The following is a 17,777-nucleotide window of genomic DNA, read 5'->3' as shown; positions in this document are numbered from 1 at the left end:
ACCGATCGTCCTCATCGGCGTCGAAGACGAGATTATCGTCCTCATCATACGGCCGATACGATCAAGGAGTGATCTCCCAAGGCGATCCAGGAGTTACACGACCTGGAGTTCGAGCTCTGGACGATCTCCGACGACAACGAGCGGACCGCCAGGGCGATCGCCGACGAGGTCGACATCGACCACGACCGCGTCATGGCCAACGTGCTCCCAGAGAATAAGATCGACAAGGTCCGCGGGCTGCAGGACGCGGGACATGACGTCGCGATGGTCGGCGACGGGATCAACGACGCGCCAGCGCTGAAACAGGCGAACGTCGGCGTCGCCATCGGTACCGGAACCAATATAGCCATCCAGGTCAGCGATGTCAGCCTCGTTCGGGGGTCGCTCGACGCGCTCGTCGACGCCTTCACGCTCTCCGAGAAAATCCTCGCGAAGATCAGGCAGAACCTTTTCTGGGCGTTCATTTATAACACGCTCGCCCTCCCGATCGCGTTCTTCGGGCTCCTCCACCCGCTGATCGCCGTTGTGGCGATATTCACCTCGAGTCTCTCGGTCATTACGAACTCGACGCGCCTCGGGAAGATCGACCTGTAATCGCTCACCCCTCCTCAACTCCGCTTTCTCGGCAGCCCAACCGAACGGACTCGTTGCGTGCGAGCCGGACCGTCCGCGAGAACGACCGGATCCGGTGTGGAACCGAAACCGCTCTCGACCGGTTCCGCCGCGGTTCAGAAAAGAATCAGCCACCGGAACGCGAGCACGACTCCGACCGTGGCCCCCGCTATCGGGACGATCACGCTGACGGCGACGATCGCCACCACTCCGAGAGGCGGTTGCGGATCCGCCGGCTCTCCCCAGGGCAGGGAGACGCCGGCGCGATCGAGGGCGGCCGCGAACGCCGGCCAGCGGTCGGCCGGAACAACGACGACTCTCGGCACCGAACGCGGCTCCGACTCTCGAGTCCTCCCCCGGTGGAATCGCACTGCGACCCGGCCGCGAAGCGGCACGGCGGCAATCCCGCCGACGCCGCGAAGGTCGACGACGTCGGTTTCGGGGGCGGCCTCGGATTCAGTCCCCAGGTGACGAATTCGAAGCGTGGCTCTCGTCGGCGACACGGTGTATCCTAGCCGTCGCTGTCTGATCGCCAGCCACCACGCGACTGCGGCAGGTGCGAGAGCGACTGCCGCGAAGACGGCGAGTGCAACGGTTCCGATCCACGCCGTAGCGACGAGCGCGATCGCCGGCTGGACGAGGACGACCCACGTCCAGAGCCACCTGGGCGCGACCGCGAGGACGGCGACGGTGACGAGGACGTGATCGCGGAGGCCGCCGAGAGCGAGCGACCACGTCGTCGGCGTCGCGGCGCGGTCGAAGTCTGACCCGGTCACAGGTAGACGGATGCGCCGGGTGCTGAAAACGCTTCATTCGCCGCTCGTGACTCGAGGCGACGCGCGATCATCTGTCGGTCGCGGCCGGTTCTCGCGAATCCACGCTTCAGTTACGATTCGGGAACGGCGATGATAGTCGAGGAGGCGCCCTTGATGACCCGTTCCGTCGTACTTCCGAGTATATCGTCCGCAGCGGCACCCTGACCTCGTTTTCCCATAACGATCGCATCTACGTCGGTTTCCTCCGCGTACGAGAGGATCTCCCGATGTGGGACGCCTTCAGTGATCGTCGTCGTGGACTCCACCCCGGCATCCGCGGCCAGCGCTTCGATCCGGTCGGTGGCCTCTGCGAGATACTCCCGCACCTCCGATTTGTCCTCGTCGTCGATTTTCGCTCCCTTTCCCGACTGCTTGTACATGGGTAACTCCTCGACCACGGACAGGATGTGGACGGTTCCAGTGCCGTCTGCGAGTTCGATGCCTTCCTCTGCCGCAGTGATCGATATCTCTCCGCCGTCGGTCGGGACCAGAACGGTCTCGTACATCAGGTGACACGTACCAGACGCGTCGTCATAGTCCTTCGGCCCCCTGGGTACCCCGAGAGCGGCGGAGACGCGAACCGCACCGCCGGACGAATACCCGTCGCAGTCGCCCTCGCGCGCTTCGAATCCCTCGACGAACGCAGGCAGTACCGGCTTGCACCGACTGCTGGTAGATCCAGCTATATGTGCACCGTTTACAGACGAGGACGTCGAGAACGACGATGGGGAAGTGGTCGGCGTCGTCACCTCGGTAGCGGAGCCCGTCGTTTTCGTCCGGCCGACCGATGAGGCCTCCGACCGGCCACGACGGATGAGCCTGGATTCGGTCCGCGCGATTACCCCCGACGCGGTCCGGCTCAAGGGTGACCTGCCGACCGGAGTAACATCGCGGTCGGCTCACTCGAGGAGATTCGACCTGAGGAGTTGACGGTCGAGGATATCGAGCAGTACGGGGCCGCGAAACGCCCACTCTTCGAAATCCGGGGGCGGCCGAAGAACGACCTCAATATCAGACTCTACAGGCTCGAGCCGATTGAACTGAGCGGCCGCCGGATCGAAGTCGGCCGAGACACGGGGCAGTGAGCGCGACACCAGGGTAACCGTTCGTAGTTCGCCGGAGAGGGCCCGAGCTATATGGACTGGGGATCCTCCCTCGAGCTATGACTCGGCTCCCACCGGTCTCGTTGCGACCCGTGACGACTCGAACGCTCGGCCGTCCGCTGCTCCCGACTCGATCGACGGCGCTTCGAACCGCACTCGAAACGATTTCCGCCTGAGACGATGCCTGTCGATCCCGTTTGCAGTATGACCGTCGACGATGCGGACGCTACCGTCACCCGGAACGACGAGACGTACTACTTCTGTTCGGAGACCTGTCGTGAGCTGTTCGAGCAGGAGCCGGATCGCTTCCTCGCCGAGCCGCACCCGCACCTCGAGGAGCGACAGGGTGTGACCGTTTCGCGTCTCCCGGCGGGTCGGGCGGCAGGGGACTTCGAGATTGAAATCGACGATTCGGCGGCGGTCGGCGTCGGCGATCGGGTGCGTTTACCAAGACGATCACCGACGACGATGTTCGGCGGTTCGCCGAAGCGACGAGCGACACGAACGCGCTCCACCTCAACGAGGAGTTCGCCGAGCGAACGCGGTTCGGTGGTCGAATCGTCCACGGCACGCTCGTCTCCGGGCTGATCAGTTCCGCGCTCGCCTGTTTTCCCGGCGTGACGATCTACACCCTACAGACCCCCGAGTTCGAACGTCCCGTCGGCATCGACGAGACGTTGACCGCGAGCTGCGAAATCGTCGAGTCGCTCGGCGATGACGAGTATCGGCTCACGACCCGTATCGAAAACGAGGCGGAGAAACTCGTGGTCCACGGGACGGCGACGGTCGTTTTCGACGATCTTCCCGAGTGACTCCGGAGTCTACGCGGGCAATGTACTCGCGATGTGGAGACGCCGCGTCGCTCTCGTCGGACGCCGTCGGGCGCACGGACTCCGCTACTCGAGTTGCTCGTCGTCTTTCACCGCGACGACCGGGACGTCGGCTCGCCGCATGACTCGCTCCGTTACGCTCCCGATGAAGTGTCGTCCCACACCCGTCCGCCCGTGTGTTCCCATGACGACGAGATCGACGTCGTGGGTACGCACGTAATCGACGATCGATTGATACGGGACGCCCGTCAGGAGCGACGCTTCGACCGGAGACACGCCCGCTCGGCTCGCCACGTCGATTACCTCGTCGATCGCCTCTCGACCGCGCTCCTCGCGTTCCTCGACGGTCTCGGTCAGGTCGTCGAGCCTCAAGCGAACGACGTTGACGATGTGAAGCGACGCGCCGACGTTCGCCGCGAGAGCGGTCCCGTGACCGGCGGCTTCCAGCGCGTGTTCGCTCCCGTCGGTCGGGACGAGAACCGTCTCCAACACCGACGGCGGCACCGTCTGCTCGTTTACGGTCACGACCGGGACTGGGGCCGTCCTGATCGTCCGCTCGGCGACGCTACCTAACACGGGTCGGTCCGGGTGTGCGGTGCCGTGCGTTCCCATCACGACGCAATCGATCTCGTTGTCTCGAACGTAGTCCACGATCGTATCGTGAACGGACGGCGACTCCTCGAGCACGGCCGTCGTCGTCTCGATATCGAGGTCGACGCTCGCTTCTTCTACGGCCGTTACCAGCTGATCGCCTCGATCCGGATCGCCGTCGTCGAGCACGTGGACGGCGTGGAGCGTCGAGTCGAACCGTCGTGCGAACGCGAATCCGGTCTCCGCCGCTGCGACTGCGACGTCGCTTCCGTCGGTCGGGATCAGTATCCGATCGTACATCGTATCACGACGTATGATCCCGACCGGCGTAATATAGCGGGGTCGTTTCCGGGAGACCGACCGGTCGAACGAACGCCCTTCCTCGAGAACGGAACCGACGCATGGGCGCATTGCGACTGCCATCACGGTAGCAGATATCTATTCCAGGAAGTCACGGACCACTGTACCCGTCCGCCGACGGGAACTCATGGAGATCCTTCGGGAGGGTGCCTGTGAGGAGGCGTTTGCCGGGTGGGCCGCTCCACGCGATTACGCTACACTCCATATCGGAAAGGATCCACACAATTCACCAGGAAGCGTGCGTCGAAGGACGGAATTCACTGGGGAGATTTCGGAAGTCGCGGATACACTCCCGACAGTAGGTGTAATGAGGATCGTTGATGGTGCCACAGGCATAGCACTGCCCGGGTTCGCGACTCGCCTCTGACCGCGCCATCTCGTCACGAGCTGATTTCGGATTCGGTTCGGTCATACACGTCTGAGGACACCCTGTCGAACTAAAACGAGCCGGGGTAGTTCCAATACGATGGCAACTCGAATTGTGGGTGGACGCGTAATACGAAACCCGTTCGAGCAAACCGCGACCGGGCCAGATTACCGAGCCACCAGGACCGAGACGGGCGCACGACGAGCCACCCGTTCGGTGGTACTTCCGAGAACCGCATCGGACACGCCTCCCCAATCGTATCCATGGGCTCCGATTACAATCACATCGATCGCGTTGTTCTCCGCGTATTCAACGATTTTTGCGTATGGCTGGCCGCTTTTGACCGCGGAAACGGCCTCTACCCCACTCTCATCCGCTCGGTGAACGAGGTCTCGAACGGTCTGCTCGGCGTGTGATTCGTATTTTTCGGACACCGATTCGTCTTCCAGTCCGGCTAACCCAACTCTGGTAAACGTTGGCTTCGACTCGATGACGTACAGGAAGTGAACCGACGCATCGATTTCCGTGGCCATCTCGATCGCCTGGTCGGCCGCGTTTCGAGCCGCATCACTGCCGTCGACCGGACACAGGATGTTCTGGAACATGGACCGCTTCGTACCTACGCTACGAAGTGCAAAGACGTTTCGTGCATTTTCGGTGACCTTGGTACGGTCAACATCAGTCGCTCGCGGTGGTGGCAAGCGTTCGAACTGCTCGACAGTCTCGGAGCGGGAGAACGCGTGGACGACGTCGACGCGGAAACCGCGACGACGCTCAACGTGGAACCAGCACGAACGGCGGTCGAAACCATCACGACTGCCTACGTCGATCCGAACGAGGGCGACCCGTCGGATCTGGTCCGGGATTCGTCGATCCCACGCGTCGAGGAGGTGTCGGCGGCCGTCGAAACCGCATCTGCGAGCCTGTGCGTCACGATCCCTCACCGGCGTCACGAAGCGGTCGCATCCGTTCCCGGAGTGGGCGGAGCGACGGGATTCATCCCGTCCCCCCGCGTAGGTCGATGCATGATCGATAAGCGTAAGCGACGCATGGTGATCGCGAGTTCGTCCAGTGCCATACTCGACTGGTCGTTGCGACCGATGATAAAACGGTCCCCCAGTTTCGGTCAGTCGATAACGGTCACGTCGAACGTGTCGTCCCACCGATAGCGCCGACCGCCCCAGACGAACGTCGGTCGAACGATGCCAGTGATGCCGAAGACGGGAGCAAGGACGAGTGACGGAACTGCGAACAACCACGTCCACCGTTCGACCCCGAGCGCCCGGTAGCGGGTGTACGCGAAGGCGGTCACGCCGACGGCGACGGCGACCGGGAAGAACAGTCCGACGGCGATGACAGCGAGAAATACCGCGAGCGTCGATAGCGTCCGGATCGGATCGAACCGGTAAAAGATCTTGACGAACCGGGTGATCCGCTCGAACGTCACGCGGGGCCCGCCCGGTACCCTGACCTCGCTGACGAGTTCTCGTGGCGCGACGATTTCGTCGACGTATTCGGCCAGCAACGCGTCGTCCGAGACGGTCCGTCGCAGGTCTTCGACGTAGGCCTCGAGGTCGATCTCCCGTCGATCGAACGTGACGCCGCCGCCCCACAGCAACCAGTTGGTTCGATCGACGACGAACGACCCGACGACAAGACACAGCGGTTCGAACAGTTTGAACGGGTATCCCTCGCTGCGGAAGACCGGAATCGCTGTCACCGTCCCGTGTTCTTCGCCGAGTCGTTTGATCGTCGCCAGCCACTCGTCGTCCCGGTCGACGTCGTCGTCGGTCAGAACGATCCGGTCCTGGGACGCGTGCTCAAGCCCGAGGGCGACGGCGTTCGCTTTCCCCGAACAGCCGTCCGGTTCGCCCGCGACGAGAAGCTCCGCCTCGTCAGGGAGGTCGACGCTCGCGATCGGATCGTCGTCGCTGTCACAGATCACCAGGAGTTCGTCGTCGGGCTCGAGCTGGCGTGCCAGCTGTTCGCACGAGGTCGTCCATTCGAACGTCGGGAGAATGATACTCGCCATTCTGATCACCGATAGCGGAGTGTATTCGTCGACGGATCGCTTGATAAAACCCTGGTAGCGGAATCGATACGAATGCTGGCCGGATTCGGCTGGAGGTTCGCCGAGACGTCCGGTTCACGCGGCGATATACGCTCTACTCCCGGGCTTCGACCGGTATCCGCTGGCACGATTCTCCGACTCGGCGTCACGATATCTGACGTGCGGACGAGTTGTAGCCGACCGCTCGAGCCGGCCGCTCTCGATGAAAGGTTTACCATCGGCGTCGTGGGAGGCAATGGGTGGGACCTATCCCGAATACATATGAGCACGAATCGAAATCCGTTTACTGGGCTCGAGCAACGGGGCGGACGGTCGCGCCGGCGGTTCGAGGATTCGATAGCGATCCTTCCTCCCCGTGCTCGCGACCGACACAGGCGTGAGCAATCGCTTCGTCGATTCACCGCTCGGCCGGCGGTGGGTGGCCGTCGAGACGGAGACGAACGAACGCTCTTCAACGGGGATCCGAATCGATGAAAGCCGTCGTACTTGCCGGCGGGTACGCGACTCGACTGTGGCCGATCACGAGACACCGGCCGAAGATGTTCCTCCCGCTCGGGGATACCACCGTCATCGATCGGATCTACGCCGAACTCGAGACGGAGGATAGAATCGAAGCGGTATACGTCAGCACCAACGAACGGTTCGCCGCCGACTTCGAAGCGCATCTGGAAGACAGCGCGTACGACAAACCTCGCCTGTCGGTCGAAGAAACGCGCGAAGAAGACGAAAAGTTCGGCGTCGTCGGTGCTCTCGGGGAACTGATCGATCGCGAAGGGATCGACGACGATCTGCTCGTGATCGCCGGCGACAATCTCTTCGATTTCGCTATCGGTACGTTTCTCGACTTTTTCGATCGACGGGAAGCGCCGACGGTCGCCGTCTACGACGTCGGTTCCCCGGATCGGGCCACATCGTACGGAGTAGTCGACCTCGAGGACGATCGCGTGGTCGACTTCCAGGAAAAACCCGATGAACCGGAGGGAACGCGCGTTTCCGTCGGCTGCTATGCCTTCCCTCGAGAGACGCTGTCCCTGTTCTCGACGTATCTCGAGGCGGGGAACGATCCGGACGAACCTGGCTGGTTCGTTCAGTGGCTCCAGTCTCGGGAACCGACGTACGCGTACACGTTCACGGGGACCTGGTTCGACATCGGCACTCGGGAGAGTTACCTCGACGCCGTCGCCTGGTACCTCGGCGACGAGTCGCGGATCGCCGAAACGGCGTCGCTCGAGAACGCGACGATCGGGAGTAACGTTCACGTGATGCCCGAGGCGAGGCTCGTCGATACCGATGTCGAGCGAGCGGTGATCTTTCCAGACGCGACGGTCGAATCGACGACTGTGCGCGACTCCGTTATCGACGAAGGTGCTACCCTCGGCGGCCTCGACCTTCGCGACGCGATGATCGGGGCGTACACTCGGATTCCGGACGGTTCGCTCGAGTGAGATCGTTGTTTCGCACATCATTGATTCGTTGTCCTGGATGAACGACCGCCGAACGACTCGTTCGCGGGTCTGTGGGAAAGTTACGGTGCCGTGTTCGCCGCTGGAGGGATGGTCGACCCCTTTCGATCGACGAGACGCCGCCCGCGACCGATTGGAGGTCACGGCGACTCGGAGCTGACCGGGACACAAAACACCGGCACGTCGGCCTGGCGGACGACGTTTTCGGTGACGCTCCCGAGAAACCACTGCCCGACCCCCGTCTGGCCGTGGGTTCCCATGACGATCAGATCGACGTCGTGGTCGGTCGCGTACGTGAGGATCACGTTCGCCGGAGAACCGCTCGCGATCGATCCGGAGACGGTGACGCCAGCGTCTTCGGCATGGTCCTGTACGGTTTCGATCGCTTCTCTGCCCCGGTGTTCGAGTTCGTCGAGGACATCGCCAGGCTCCTGAATCTCGGAGAAGGGGCTCGTATCGACGGCGTAGATGGTGTTTATCTCCGATTCCAGGTGGGTCGCAAGTGCGATTCCCCACTCGGTCGCGATCACGGCGCCGTCGCTGCCGTCGGTCGGCAGCAGCAGTCGTTCGAACGCGACCTCGTCGATCGCAGAAACGGCGGCGTTCGGGGGCACGGCGAGCACGGGCGTTCGCGCCGTCCGGAGCACGTTCTCGGTGACACTACCGAGGAGGAACCTGTCGAGCCCCGTCCGACCTTTCGTCCCCATCGCGATGACGTCTATTTCGCGCCGGTTGGCGTACTCCCTGATCGACTGGAACGGAGTCCCCCGCCTGACCGCGGTCGTGACGTTTCGCTCCTCGTCGGACGAACGGACCATCTCCGCGACGGTTTCGACCGCCTCCTCCGCCTCCTTTTCGAGGTGCGCGAACAGCACGTCGTCGGCATCGGCCGGCTCGTCGTCCTGCGCAGGGACGATCGAGAGGACGTGCACGTCGGCGTCGACCCGCGATGCGAGCGCGATCCCCAGTTTTGCCCCGGCGAGGGCCCCGTCGCTGTCGTCCGTCGGTATCAGTATCGAGTCGATGAACCGGCTCATGGGAGTACTCCCTTCACCGTCGCAGCGGATAATGGTGTGGGGCCGTCGACCGTCGCCACCTCGAACGTGCGGTGTGGCATTCGGATCGTCAGTCACCGACGACCGTCCGTCCGTCCGGCGTCAGCTTTCCGTTGCCCGGTATTGCGCTTTCCGTGGCGGTCAGGAATCGATGTTCAAAACCTCGACGAAGATGTCGAGGAGGTCTGCGAGCTGACGTGGAAGCAGAAATCGTTCGCGAACGTGCTCCCGACCGTTCGCTCCGAACGCCGTTCGACGGTCCTCGTCCTCGAGCAGGTCGACGACGCGATCCGCGGCGCCCGCCGTGTCGTCCGGCTCGACGAGATAGCCGTTCCGCCCGTCTTCGACCTGCAGCGGGATGCCCCCGACGCTCGAGCCGACGACCGGCGTGCGTTTCCAGAGGGCCTCCGAGACGACCAGTCCGAACCCCTCGCGCAGCGACTTCTGTACGACGACGTCCGAGCGACGCTGCAGGACGTTTACCGTAGCGTCCGGGAGATCGGTCAGCACGTGTACGTTCGGATCGTCGACCGCCTCCGCGGCGACTCGTTCGTACAACTCGAGCCCCTCCGGATCGTCGCCGGCCATCCCGCCGGCCAGTACCAGCTGGAGATTCGGGACCTCCTCGCGAGCGCGCCGGTACGCGTCCAGGGTGCCGAACTGGTCCTTCCACGGGTCGAACCGGGAGACCTGCGTGACGACTGGTGCCTCGAACGAGAGGGGATCCAAGTGATCGCATTCGGCCGCCATCGTCTCCTCGTCGAGCGAGCGATTTTTCTCCGTTAGCGGATCGATCGAGGGGTACACGATGCTCGTGGTCGGAACGTCGATCTCGTCTGCGTACGCCGACCGGCTGAAGATCGCGTGATCGACCCGCCTCGTGTACTCGGAAACGAACGCGAGGTACTCGTCGTCCGGCTCGGTGAGGTCGACGTGACAGCGCCAGACGATCGGCGCGTTCGGCACCGTCTTCTCGAGCCGATCGAGCAGCCCCAGCGGTTGCGGATCGTGGATCACGACGATATCGTACTCGTCCTCGATCTCGGCTGCGTTTCGATCGTTCACTGCCCGGTAGGTCGCTTTCATCTCCTCGGTCAACTCGATTCCCTCACCCTGGAGCCCGTTGTGGATCGCCTTGGTCACCTCGAAGAAGTCGTCGCTGGCGTCCATGACGAGCCAGTCGGTGTCGATGCCGAGATCGTTGCACACCGGCACGATCGATCGGAGCAGTTCCGCGACGCCGCCGCCGGTCGCGGTCGAATTGACGTGGAGGATCCGGACGTCTCCCAGGGCGTCGGCAAGCGACCGGAGCCGCTCGAGTCGGTCGCGCCCGGTCACGTCAGCGTACGTCTCGATCGATCGATCCGGGAGTGATGGAGCGTGCATCGTCCGTACCCGTTGGTACAACGACGACGATGGTATCAGTTGCGGGGATGTGAGATCGCGAGAGACGGGGACGAAAGACGGCTCGTCCGGGTGGAAACCGCGTCAAATCGTGGCCGTCACAACGCCCTCGTCGGGGCGTCAATCTTCTCGTTTGCCGGCTCCGACGTCCGGATCCCGAACGACCAGCCAGCCAACGTTGGCTACTATCGGTTTTGTACTGGAGTCCTCGTGGAGAAGGAATTGGTGCGTCTTCGCCGACATACGAGCGAACGCCCGGTCCCTCCTGGTCTCGATACGCATCTACCGCCCACGAACTCGCCGGCGCCTTATCCGGATCGCTCGTGGCTCCCTATCCCTTTTAGACCAGTCGCGTCGTTATCCGATGATGGGGTGAAAGTATGACAAGCGAAGATGCCGAACAGGGCAACAGCAGTGCCCGCGAAAACTATCAGGACATCCTCGTTCCGACGGACGGGAGCAACGAATCGCAACAGGCAGCCGAACGCGGGATCGAGATCGCTGCCGCTCTCGATGCGACGGTTCACGCGCTTTCGGTAGTCGAGGGATCGGCTACACTGAAGCGCGATCAGCTCCGCGTAAACGCGGAACAGGAAGCGGAGAAATCCGTCGACCAAGTCGTGGACGAAGCCGAACGCATGGGTGTCGACGTAGTGACTGCCGTCGAACTGGGCATTCCGCACGAAACGATCAACGAGTACGCGCTGGAAAACGACGTCGATATGATCGTGATGGGGACCCACGGTCGGACCGGACTCGACCACGTCTTGATCGGGAGCATCGCTGAACGGGTCGTCCGGACGTCTCCCGTTCCCGTTCTCACGGTTCGGCCGTCTGAGTGAGATCTACCCGTCTGCCGTGCTCACTGGGCCTTCTGGACCGAAACGAACGGGTACGTGACGTTCCGACAGCGCAGCCGCTTTCGTCCGAGACGATGCACCAAATTATGACATCCGGTCGCGACTCGAGTTCGATTACCCAGCATGAATCGACGGACTGACGAACGACACCCCGGCTCCGCCGACGGTCCCGACCGAGTGCTCATCTGCAACCCTGTAAGCGGGTCTGGCGATCACGCTCCCGCGATCCGATCGCGAGCGCTCGAGCGCGGCTTCGACGTTCGCGAGACGGAAGCAGCGGGTGACGCGAGAGAATTCGCTCGCGACGCGGCGGCCGAAGACGTCCCGCTGTTAGCGGTCGCCGGCGGTGACGGAACGGTCAACGAGGTCGTCTCCGGACTTGCCGACGCGGACACGCTCGAGGCGGTCGATCTGGCGGTGATCCCGACAGGGACCGCCAACCTCTTCGCGCGGAGTCTCGGCGTCGACGACGTCGACAGCGCGTTCGAGGTGCTCGACGGCGGGGTCCGCCGGCGGATCGACGTCGGGTTCGTCGATGGGCGCCCCTTCGTGAACACCTGTCTGGCCGGCCTCTCGGCCGAAGCGAACACGGCGACGCCGGGCGAACTGAAACGACGGCTCGGCGTGTTCGCGTACGTGCTGACGACGCTCCGGTTGCTTCCCGAATACGAGGGAGTTCCGCTCCGGGTGACGATCGAGCAGGGCGAGTCAGCCGGCAGTTCGACCGAAGAGTGGCGCGGCAGTGCGCTGCTGGTCCTGGTCGGCAACGCGTTCCGGCTGCCGAACGTCGGCCGTCGGGACCGCTCGACCGTCACCGACGGCCTGCTCGAGGTGACGATTCTCGAGGAGCGGCCGTCGATCGAGTCGTTCAACGAGGGGATGATCTCGAAGCTTTTGGAGGGAGAGTTGACGCCCGTCACCCGGATCGAGGCGTCGGCGCTGTCGATCGAGGGACTCGAAGACGAACCCGTGGCGTTTAGCCTCGACGGCGAACTGCTAGCCGCGGCGACGCTCGAGATCGGCGTTCGCGAACGGTGTCTCTCGATGTACGTGGAATCGTCCAACGCGCTCACGCTGTGAAAATCGAATGACAGACGTTCACACAGGATGGGATATATGTCGACCGCAGGTGTACGACGGGTGTCCGGATCGATCACCATCCGGACGGTGACCACACGTGACGACACAGATATTCAGATCTCCGGCAGGGTACGTACAGGGACGGAACGTCATCGACGATCTCGGAACGCACGCCGAACCGCTCGGGGAGACGGTCGTCGTCCTCGCCGACGAACTCGTACTCGACCTCTTCGGCGACCGCGTTCGCGACAGTCTCGAGGCCGCCGGGCTCGAGGTCGCACTCGAGGAGTTCCGGGGCGAGTGTTCCGAACGAGAGATCGAGCGCGTCGCCGACGTGCACGCCGACCACGACGCCGACGTCATCGTCGGGATGGGTGGCGGGAAAGCGATCGATACGGCGAGAGCCGCTCGCGAGCACACCGACGGCGCGCTCGTCTCGTTGCCGACCGTCGCCTCAACGGACGCACCGACGAGTTCGGTCGCGGTTATCTACACCGAGGCGGGCGAGTTCGTCGAATTCCACGTTTACGAACGGCATCCGGAACTCGTGTTGATCGACACCGAGGTCATCGCCAGCGCACCGACTCGCCTCTTTCGGGGCGGGATCGGCGACGCGCTGGCGACGTGGTTCGAGGCCGACGCCGCGTATCGATCCGGCGCGACGACGATATTCGGGACGCGATCGACGCGAACGGCACAGGAGATCGCGAAGCTCGCGTACACGACGCTGCGCGACCACGGCCGATCGGCGGTCGAGGCCGTCGAACGAGACGCCGTCACCGAGAGCGTCGAAGCCGTCGTCGAGGCGAATACGCTGCTCAGCGGCCTCGGCTTCGAAAGCGGCGGCCTGGCTGCGGCCCACGCGATCCACAACGGGCTGACCCAGCTCGAGGCGACGCACGAGGCGACACACGGCGAAAAAGTCACTATCGGGACGCTGGCACAGCTCGTACTCGAGGGACGTGAGGACGCGTTCGTCGAGGATGTCGCCGGCTTCGCGAACGCGGTCGGGCTTCCGACGACGCTCGCCGAGATCGGTCTCGAGGACCCCTCCACCGAGGACCTCGCGGTCGTCGCGGAGGCAGCCTGTGCCGAGGAGGAGACGATTCACAACGAGCCCGTCCCGGTGACGCCGGACGACGTTCGCGACTCGCTCGTCGGTGCTGATGCGATCGGCCGCCGGCTCGAGTAGTCTACGCCGTCTCGTCAAACTGCCGTGATGGCGATAGAATCGGCGGTTTCGTTCGTCCGCCAGTAGCGGCTAATGCGAGCGGACGGTCTCGACATCCGGATGCGTATTCGTCTCCAGGACGACGAAGCGAACGGCTGGACCAGTAATCGAAAGCACGAGCCAAAGACGGGACTTGGTCTCGTCGATTCGTCCTCGACCATACATCTCGCGTGGCTCTCGCTCCCGTAGACCTCATCTCTGACGCGATGGTCAACCTCTCTAACCGGACGCTCGGGGAAGGTAAATGGTCCCGTTTGACAACCCATGAGCGAATATCCGGTGAATATCGCGTCGGTGGACGAAGATCCGATACAGTCTCGGCCGTCGGAATTCGTCGAACGGAGGGGGATCGGCCATCCCGACACGATCTGCGATGGAATCGCGGAAGCGATTTCGCGCGCCCTCTCGCGCCGGTATCGGGAGGCTGTCGGTCACATCCTGCATCACAACACCGACAGCGTGCTACTCATCGCCGGCGATACGACGCCACGCTTCGGCGGCGGTGAGCTCACCGAACTGATTTCCGTTCACCTCGGCGGACAGGCCACGACACGCGTGAACGGGACGACTATTCCCGTGAACGATATCGCCCGGGGTGCCGCCTCCGATTATCTCGAGTCGCACTTCGACCGCTTACCGATGGACTTCGTCGAGATCACGGCCGATCTCAACGAGACGTCGAGCGATCTTCGAGCGCTATTCGAACGAGAACACGTACTCGCCAACGATACGAGCGTCGGCGTCGGGTACGCGCCGCTCTCGGAGACGGAACGGATCGTCAAGACGCTGGAGCCGCGGATATGGCAAGAGATCGACGCGGCCGGAAAGGACGTCAAGATCATGGCCTCGCGGACGTCCGATGAACTCCACGTAATCGTCGCGACGGCGATCCTCTCTTCGAAGGTCGCAGATATCGACGAGTACCTCGCCGTGAAGGAGGAGATTCGACGACTCGTCGACTCGCACGTGCGCTCCCGAACGGATCGAGACGTTCGTATCGACGTGAACGCGGCGGACGATCCGGACGAGGGGGACGTATGCATTTCCGAGACCGGATTATCCGCCGAGAGTGGAGACGACGGCGGCGTCGGTCGTGGAAATCGAATCAACGGGTTGATTACGCCCCACCGGCCGATGAGCATCGAGGCGACGGCTGGAAAGAATCCGGTCACTCACGTCGGCAAATTGTATAACGTCGTCGCAACTCGAACCGCTGATCGGATCGCTACCGACCTCTCCGCGGACTTTGCCGAAGTCCTGCTGCTATCCGAAATCGGAACCCCCGTCGGACAGCCTCGTGCGGTCGACGTGAAAACGTCGACTCGAGCCACCGATGCCGTCGAGACGATCGTTCGGGAGGAGGTCGATCGGACGGAGGACGCGACCGAGCAAATACTCGGGGAGGACATCGGATCGTTCTTGGAGATCATTCCTGACTACTCCGGGTAACCTATGAGTTACCGATCGGTTCAAAGAACGGTTACTTGGAGAGTCGATCTCCACGGAAGCCAGTAGTAGCTGATTACATCCAGCGGAGTGACCGTTTCTCGTCTCTCTCTTTTGGCTCCGTTACGACTGTATGACTGTAATACGTTTCGAGAGAAAATATCGCGTTGCCGTTTCCCACGGCGATTAAATGTGGAGTTGTCGCAAGGTGAACAAGTCGTCGATGCGTGAGGTCGGGTCTCGAGAGGGCCGATTCGATCGCACGAAACCCTGCGAATCGGCTACGGTGGAAGCTCCCAGTCCGGTAGGCTGGTCCCGCCCCGAGACGACCGCTCGGCCGAACCCGGATCGCCTCGATCGCCGCAACTCCGCTACTCCGTTTTGAACCGGGACTCGAGCCGCTCGGAGAGCGAATCGGAGACGTCGGTGAGATAGGCCGTCCCCCACAGGGTGACGATCACGGCGCCGACGACGTTGAAGATCAGATCGACAATCGTGTCGTCGATCCCGTGCTGGGCGAGGATGGCCTCGAGTCCGAGAACCATCGCGCTCTGGTCGATGACGAACTCGAGGATCTCCCAGACGACGCCGGCCGCGAGCACGAAAATCAGGATGAACACGGCCATCACCTTCGGCGGGAGATACACGTGATCCGTGTGGACGTGAAGTGCCCGGAAGAACGCGTATCCGGCGGCGGCGACGACCGACGCCGATAGCGCGTGGGTGAGGTGGTCCCACGGATCGACCGCGTCGTACAACCCGGCCGAACCGAGCGCGTGCAGGAAGACCGCGGCGGTAATCCAGAGGACCAGCCCGGCGTCCATCGGTAGGTCGTACTCGCGCTCGAGGATCGCCGGAACGAAGGTGATCGCGAGTGCGACGGCGGCGTTGGCGATCGTCGGCAGATCCCGTGCGTAGAGGCCGAAGAGGAACACGCCGACGAGCACGAACTGCATCGCCCGACTGGCCTGGCGCTGTCGGTGCGGAGGGATGCCGAGTCGGTCCCTGAGCTTCACCGACTTGGGCTCTTTGTGGTCGTCCGGAAGCGGCTTCGGCGGGACGTACGTCCGTTCGGTCGGTGATCGGTCCCGGGTCCGAAAGTACAGGTCGAAGACTATTCCACCGCCGATTCCGGCGACCCCGGCGTAGATGAACTCGATCATCACGCTGGCGTTGATCGCGTTCTGGGAGCGGCCGTCGAGCAGCAGCGACGTTCCGAGGACGACGTCGGCGAGCCACTGCAAGACGTTCCAGACGCCGGCGACCGCGAGCGTCGTGAGCACGACGAGGACGATTGCGACGCCGTGGTTCATTCGAACGGCCGTGAACTGGTGGAGTTCGACGGCGATCAGCAGTGCCACTGCGGCGACCGCGAGGTACGTCGCTACGTCGGTCAAGAACGCGTGACCGAGGAGCCCCTGCCATAGCACCGGAACGGCGGCGATCACCACGAGTTCCCACGGCGGCATCACGAGCGGGTCGTGGAACGCGAGCGCGGGCAGCAGGACGATCGCGACGACGAAGACCGCGATGAACGCCCAGTCGAACGCTCCCTGGAGGACGGTCACGACAACGGTGAGACAGAGGACGCCGACGAGAAGCCAGCCGACGATCGCGTTCGGCCCCGTTTCCGAGAGCATCCCGCCGAGGTCGTCCGTGTACTCCATGTTCGCTCGTTCGTCGAGGAGACCCAAGTTCCTACCCCTCGACCGGCGTTCGGTCGCTCGATGTGTGAGTCGTTGCCTGCGAGAAACGTATTTACGGTTTCGTCGCTTACGTCGGGTCACAATGATGGCGACGACGCACGCGCTCTGGGGGCTAGTGCTGGCGCTTCCCGTGCTTGCAGTTTACCCCGAGTCCGCCCCGGTCGCGTTCGCTGCGGGGTTTGTCGGCGGACTGGCGCCGGATCTCGATCTCTATACCGGTCACCGGAAGACGCTTCACTACCCCGTCTACGCGTCGATTGTGACGGCTCCGGCGCTCGTGCTCGCCCTCTTTGCGCCGTCGACGTGGACGGTCGCGCTCGCCGTGGGACTCGCCGCTGCGTCGCTGCATGCTGTCGCCGACGTCTTCGGGGGTGGACTCGAGTTGCGACCCTGGCACGGAACCTCCGACCGGGCGGTCTACAGCCATTACCACGACCGCTGGCTCTCTCCTCGCCGCGTGATCCGCTACGACGGTGCACCCGAGGATTTGCTGCTCGGCGGCCTCGCGGCGGTCGCGCTGGTCGCGGTCGGCAACGAAGCCGTCACTGGTGTTGCGCTCGCACTCGTCGCCGTGTCGACCGTTTACGTGCTGTTGCGTAAACGCCTCGCGGGCATCGCCGAGTTCCTCGTCGGGCTGCTCCCGGATCCACTGCTTCCGTACGTCCCCGCCCGTTATCGGGGAACGTGATCGACTCGAAACCGACGAACCGCCCGCCGGGTGGCCCACCTGCTGGCTTTTTGTAATTCGGAGGTCAACGGAGCGCTATGCACGTTCTCGTTCCA

17 protein-coding genes and 1 pseudogene are annotated in these 17,777 nt (G+C 63.3%); 10 read left to right on the top strand and 8 right to left on the bottom strand.

Features of this window, described 5'->3' with window-relative positions; translation table 11 throughout:
• Positions 1-84: 84 nt before the first annotated feature.
• Positions 85-594 carry an HAD-IC family P-type ATPase gene (locus CV102_RS21865; protein WP_306438866.1) on the top strand — a complete coding sequence of 170 codons (510 nt, stop codon included), beginning with the start codon at positions 85-87 and terminating at the stop codon, positions 592-594.
• A 134-nt stretch (positions 595-728) separates the two neighbouring features.
• On the opposite strand, the gene CV102_RS21860 is transcribed toward CV102_RS21865, so the two are convergent.
• Positions 729-1,388, bottom strand: coding sequence for a hypothetical protein (locus CV102_RS21860; protein ID WP_148860146.1), 660 nt, complete (start codon positions 1,386-1,388; stop codon positions 729-731).
• Positions 1,389-1,498: 110 nt separating this feature from the next.
• Complete coding sequence (locus tag CV102_RS21855) at positions 1,499-1,933, bottom strand: universal stress protein (protein ID WP_148860145.1); 435 nt, start codon at positions 1,931-1,933, stop codon at positions 1,499-1,501.
• A gap of 420 nt (positions 1,934-2,353) precedes the next feature.
• Here CV102_RS21855 and CV102_RS26230 point away from each other — a divergent pair, with 420 nt between their 5' ends.
• The 3 genes and pseudogenes from CV102_RS26230 to CV102_RS26815 all read left to right on the top strand — a co-directional run bounded on the left by CV102_RS26230 (position 2,354) and on the right by CV102_RS26815 (position 3,342).
• The gene (locus CV102_RS26230; protein WP_187433072.1) at positions 2,354-2,512 is read left to right on the top strand and encodes a hypothetical protein; all 159 of its coding nucleotides are present in this window, start codon (positions 2,354-2,356) and stop codon (positions 2,510-2,512) included.
• 198 nt (positions 2,513-2,710) lie between these two features.
• A pseudogene (locus CV102_RS27090) lies at positions 2,711-2,830 on the top strand (YHS domain-containing protein); the annotation flags it as partial.
• 155 nt (positions 2,831-2,985) lie between these two features.
• Positions 2,986-3,342: a MaoC family dehydratase gene (locus CV102_RS26815; RefSeq protein WP_148860144.1), complete on the top strand. Its 357-nt coding sequence runs from the start codon at positions 2,986-2,988 to the stop codon at positions 3,340-3,342.
• A gap of 84 nt (positions 3,343-3,426) precedes the next feature.
• Here CV102_RS26815 and CV102_RS21840 read toward each other — a convergent pair whose 3' ends face one another.
• The 3 genes from CV102_RS21840 to CV102_RS21830 all read right to left on the bottom strand — a co-directional run bounded on the left by CV102_RS21840 (position 3,427) and on the right by CV102_RS21830 (position 6,710).
• Positions 3,427-4,251 carry a universal stress protein gene (locus CV102_RS21840; RefSeq protein ID WP_148860143.1) on the bottom strand — a complete coding sequence of 275 codons (825 nt, stop codon included), beginning with the start codon at positions 4,249-4,251 and terminating at the stop codon, positions 3,427-3,429.
• A gap of 594 nt (positions 4,252-4,845) precedes the next feature.
• The gene (locus CV102_RS21835) at positions 4,846-5,283 is read right to left on the bottom strand and encodes a universal stress protein (protein ID WP_148860142.1); all 438 of its coding nucleotides are present in this window, start codon (positions 5,281-5,283) and stop codon (positions 4,846-4,848) included.
• A 521-nt stretch (positions 5,284-5,804) separates the two neighbouring features.
• On the bottom strand, positions 5,805-6,710 hold the full coding sequence (locus CV102_RS21830; protein WP_148860141.1) for a glycosyltransferase: 906 nt from the start codon (positions 6,708-6,710) through the stop codon (positions 5,805-5,807).
• 509 nt (positions 6,711-7,219) lie between these two features.
• Here CV102_RS21830 and CV102_RS21825 point away from each other — a divergent pair.
• Positions 7,220-8,194 (top strand): sugar phosphate nucleotidyltransferase, encoded by a 975-nt coding sequence (locus CV102_RS21825; protein ID WP_148860140.1) that lies wholly within the window; start codon positions 7,220-7,222, stop codon positions 8,192-8,194.
• A gap of 158 nt (positions 8,195-8,352) precedes the next feature.
• Here the strand turns inward: CV102_RS21825 and CV102_RS21820 are convergent, their stop codons facing one another.
• Together CV102_RS21820 and CV102_RS21815 are read right to left on the bottom strand one after the other, a co-directional pair.
• Entirely contained in the window at positions 8,353-9,249 is an 897-nt protein-coding gene (locus CV102_RS21820) for a universal stress protein (protein ID WP_148860139.1), read from the bottom strand.
• Between the two features lie 159 nt (positions 9,250-9,408).
• The gene (locus tag CV102_RS21815; RefSeq protein WP_148860138.1) at positions 9,409-10,653 is read right to left on the bottom strand and encodes a glycosyltransferase; all 1,245 of its coding nucleotides are present in this window, start codon (positions 10,651-10,653) and stop codon (positions 9,409-9,411) included.
• A 398-nt stretch (positions 10,654-11,051) separates the two neighbouring features.
• On the opposite strand from CV102_RS21815, the gene CV102_RS21810 reads away from it, so the two are divergent.
• The 4 genes from CV102_RS21810 to CV102_RS21795 all read left to right on the top strand — a co-directional run bounded on the left by CV102_RS21810 (position 11,052) and on the right by CV102_RS21795 (position 15,291).
• Positions 11,052-11,513: a universal stress protein gene (locus CV102_RS21810; protein WP_148860137.1), complete on the top strand. Its 462-nt coding sequence runs from the start codon at positions 11,052-11,054 to the stop codon at positions 11,511-11,513.
• A gap of 141 nt (positions 11,514-11,654) precedes the next feature.
• A complete protein-coding gene (locus CV102_RS21805; RefSeq protein WP_148860136.1) occupies positions 11,655-12,611 on the top strand; it encodes a diacylglycerol/lipid kinase family protein in 957 nt (318 codons plus the stop codon).
• A 97-nt stretch (positions 12,612-12,708) separates the two neighbouring features.
• A complete protein-coding gene (locus tag CV102_RS21800; protein WP_148860135.1) occupies positions 12,709-13,803 on the top strand; it encodes a glycerol dehydrogenase in 1,095 nt (364 codons plus the stop codon).
• Between the two features lie 303 nt (positions 13,804-14,106).
• On the top strand, positions 14,107-15,291 hold the full coding sequence (locus CV102_RS21795; protein ID WP_148860134.1) for a methionine adenosyltransferase: 1,185 nt from the start codon (positions 14,107-14,109) through the stop codon (positions 15,289-15,291).
• A gap of 368 nt (positions 15,292-15,659) precedes the next feature.
• Here CV102_RS21795 and CV102_RS21790 read toward each other — a convergent pair whose 3' ends face one another.
• Entirely contained in the window at positions 15,660-16,955 is a 1,296-nt protein-coding gene (locus CV102_RS21790) for a hypothetical protein (protein WP_148860200.1), read from the bottom strand.
• A 121-nt stretch (positions 16,956-17,076) separates the two neighbouring features.
• Between CV102_RS21790 and CV102_RS21785 the strand changes: the two genes are divergently transcribed.
• The gene (locus CV102_RS21785) at positions 17,077-17,682 is read left to right on the top strand and encodes a metal-dependent hydrolase (RefSeq protein ID WP_187433071.1); all 606 of its coding nucleotides are present in this window, start codon (positions 17,077-17,079) and stop codon (positions 17,680-17,682) included.
• The last annotated feature ends 95 nt before the right edge of the window (positions 17,683-17,777 follow it).

The sequence above is a fragment of the Natronococcus pandeyae genome, assembly GCF_008122205.1.
GTDB classification, from domain to species: Archaea; Halobacteriota; Halobacteria; order Halobacteriales; family Natrialbaceae; genus Natronococcus; species Natronococcus pandeyae.
Note: the sequence above shows the minus strand (reverse complement) of the source record. Positions and strands in the feature narration are given on the sequence as shown.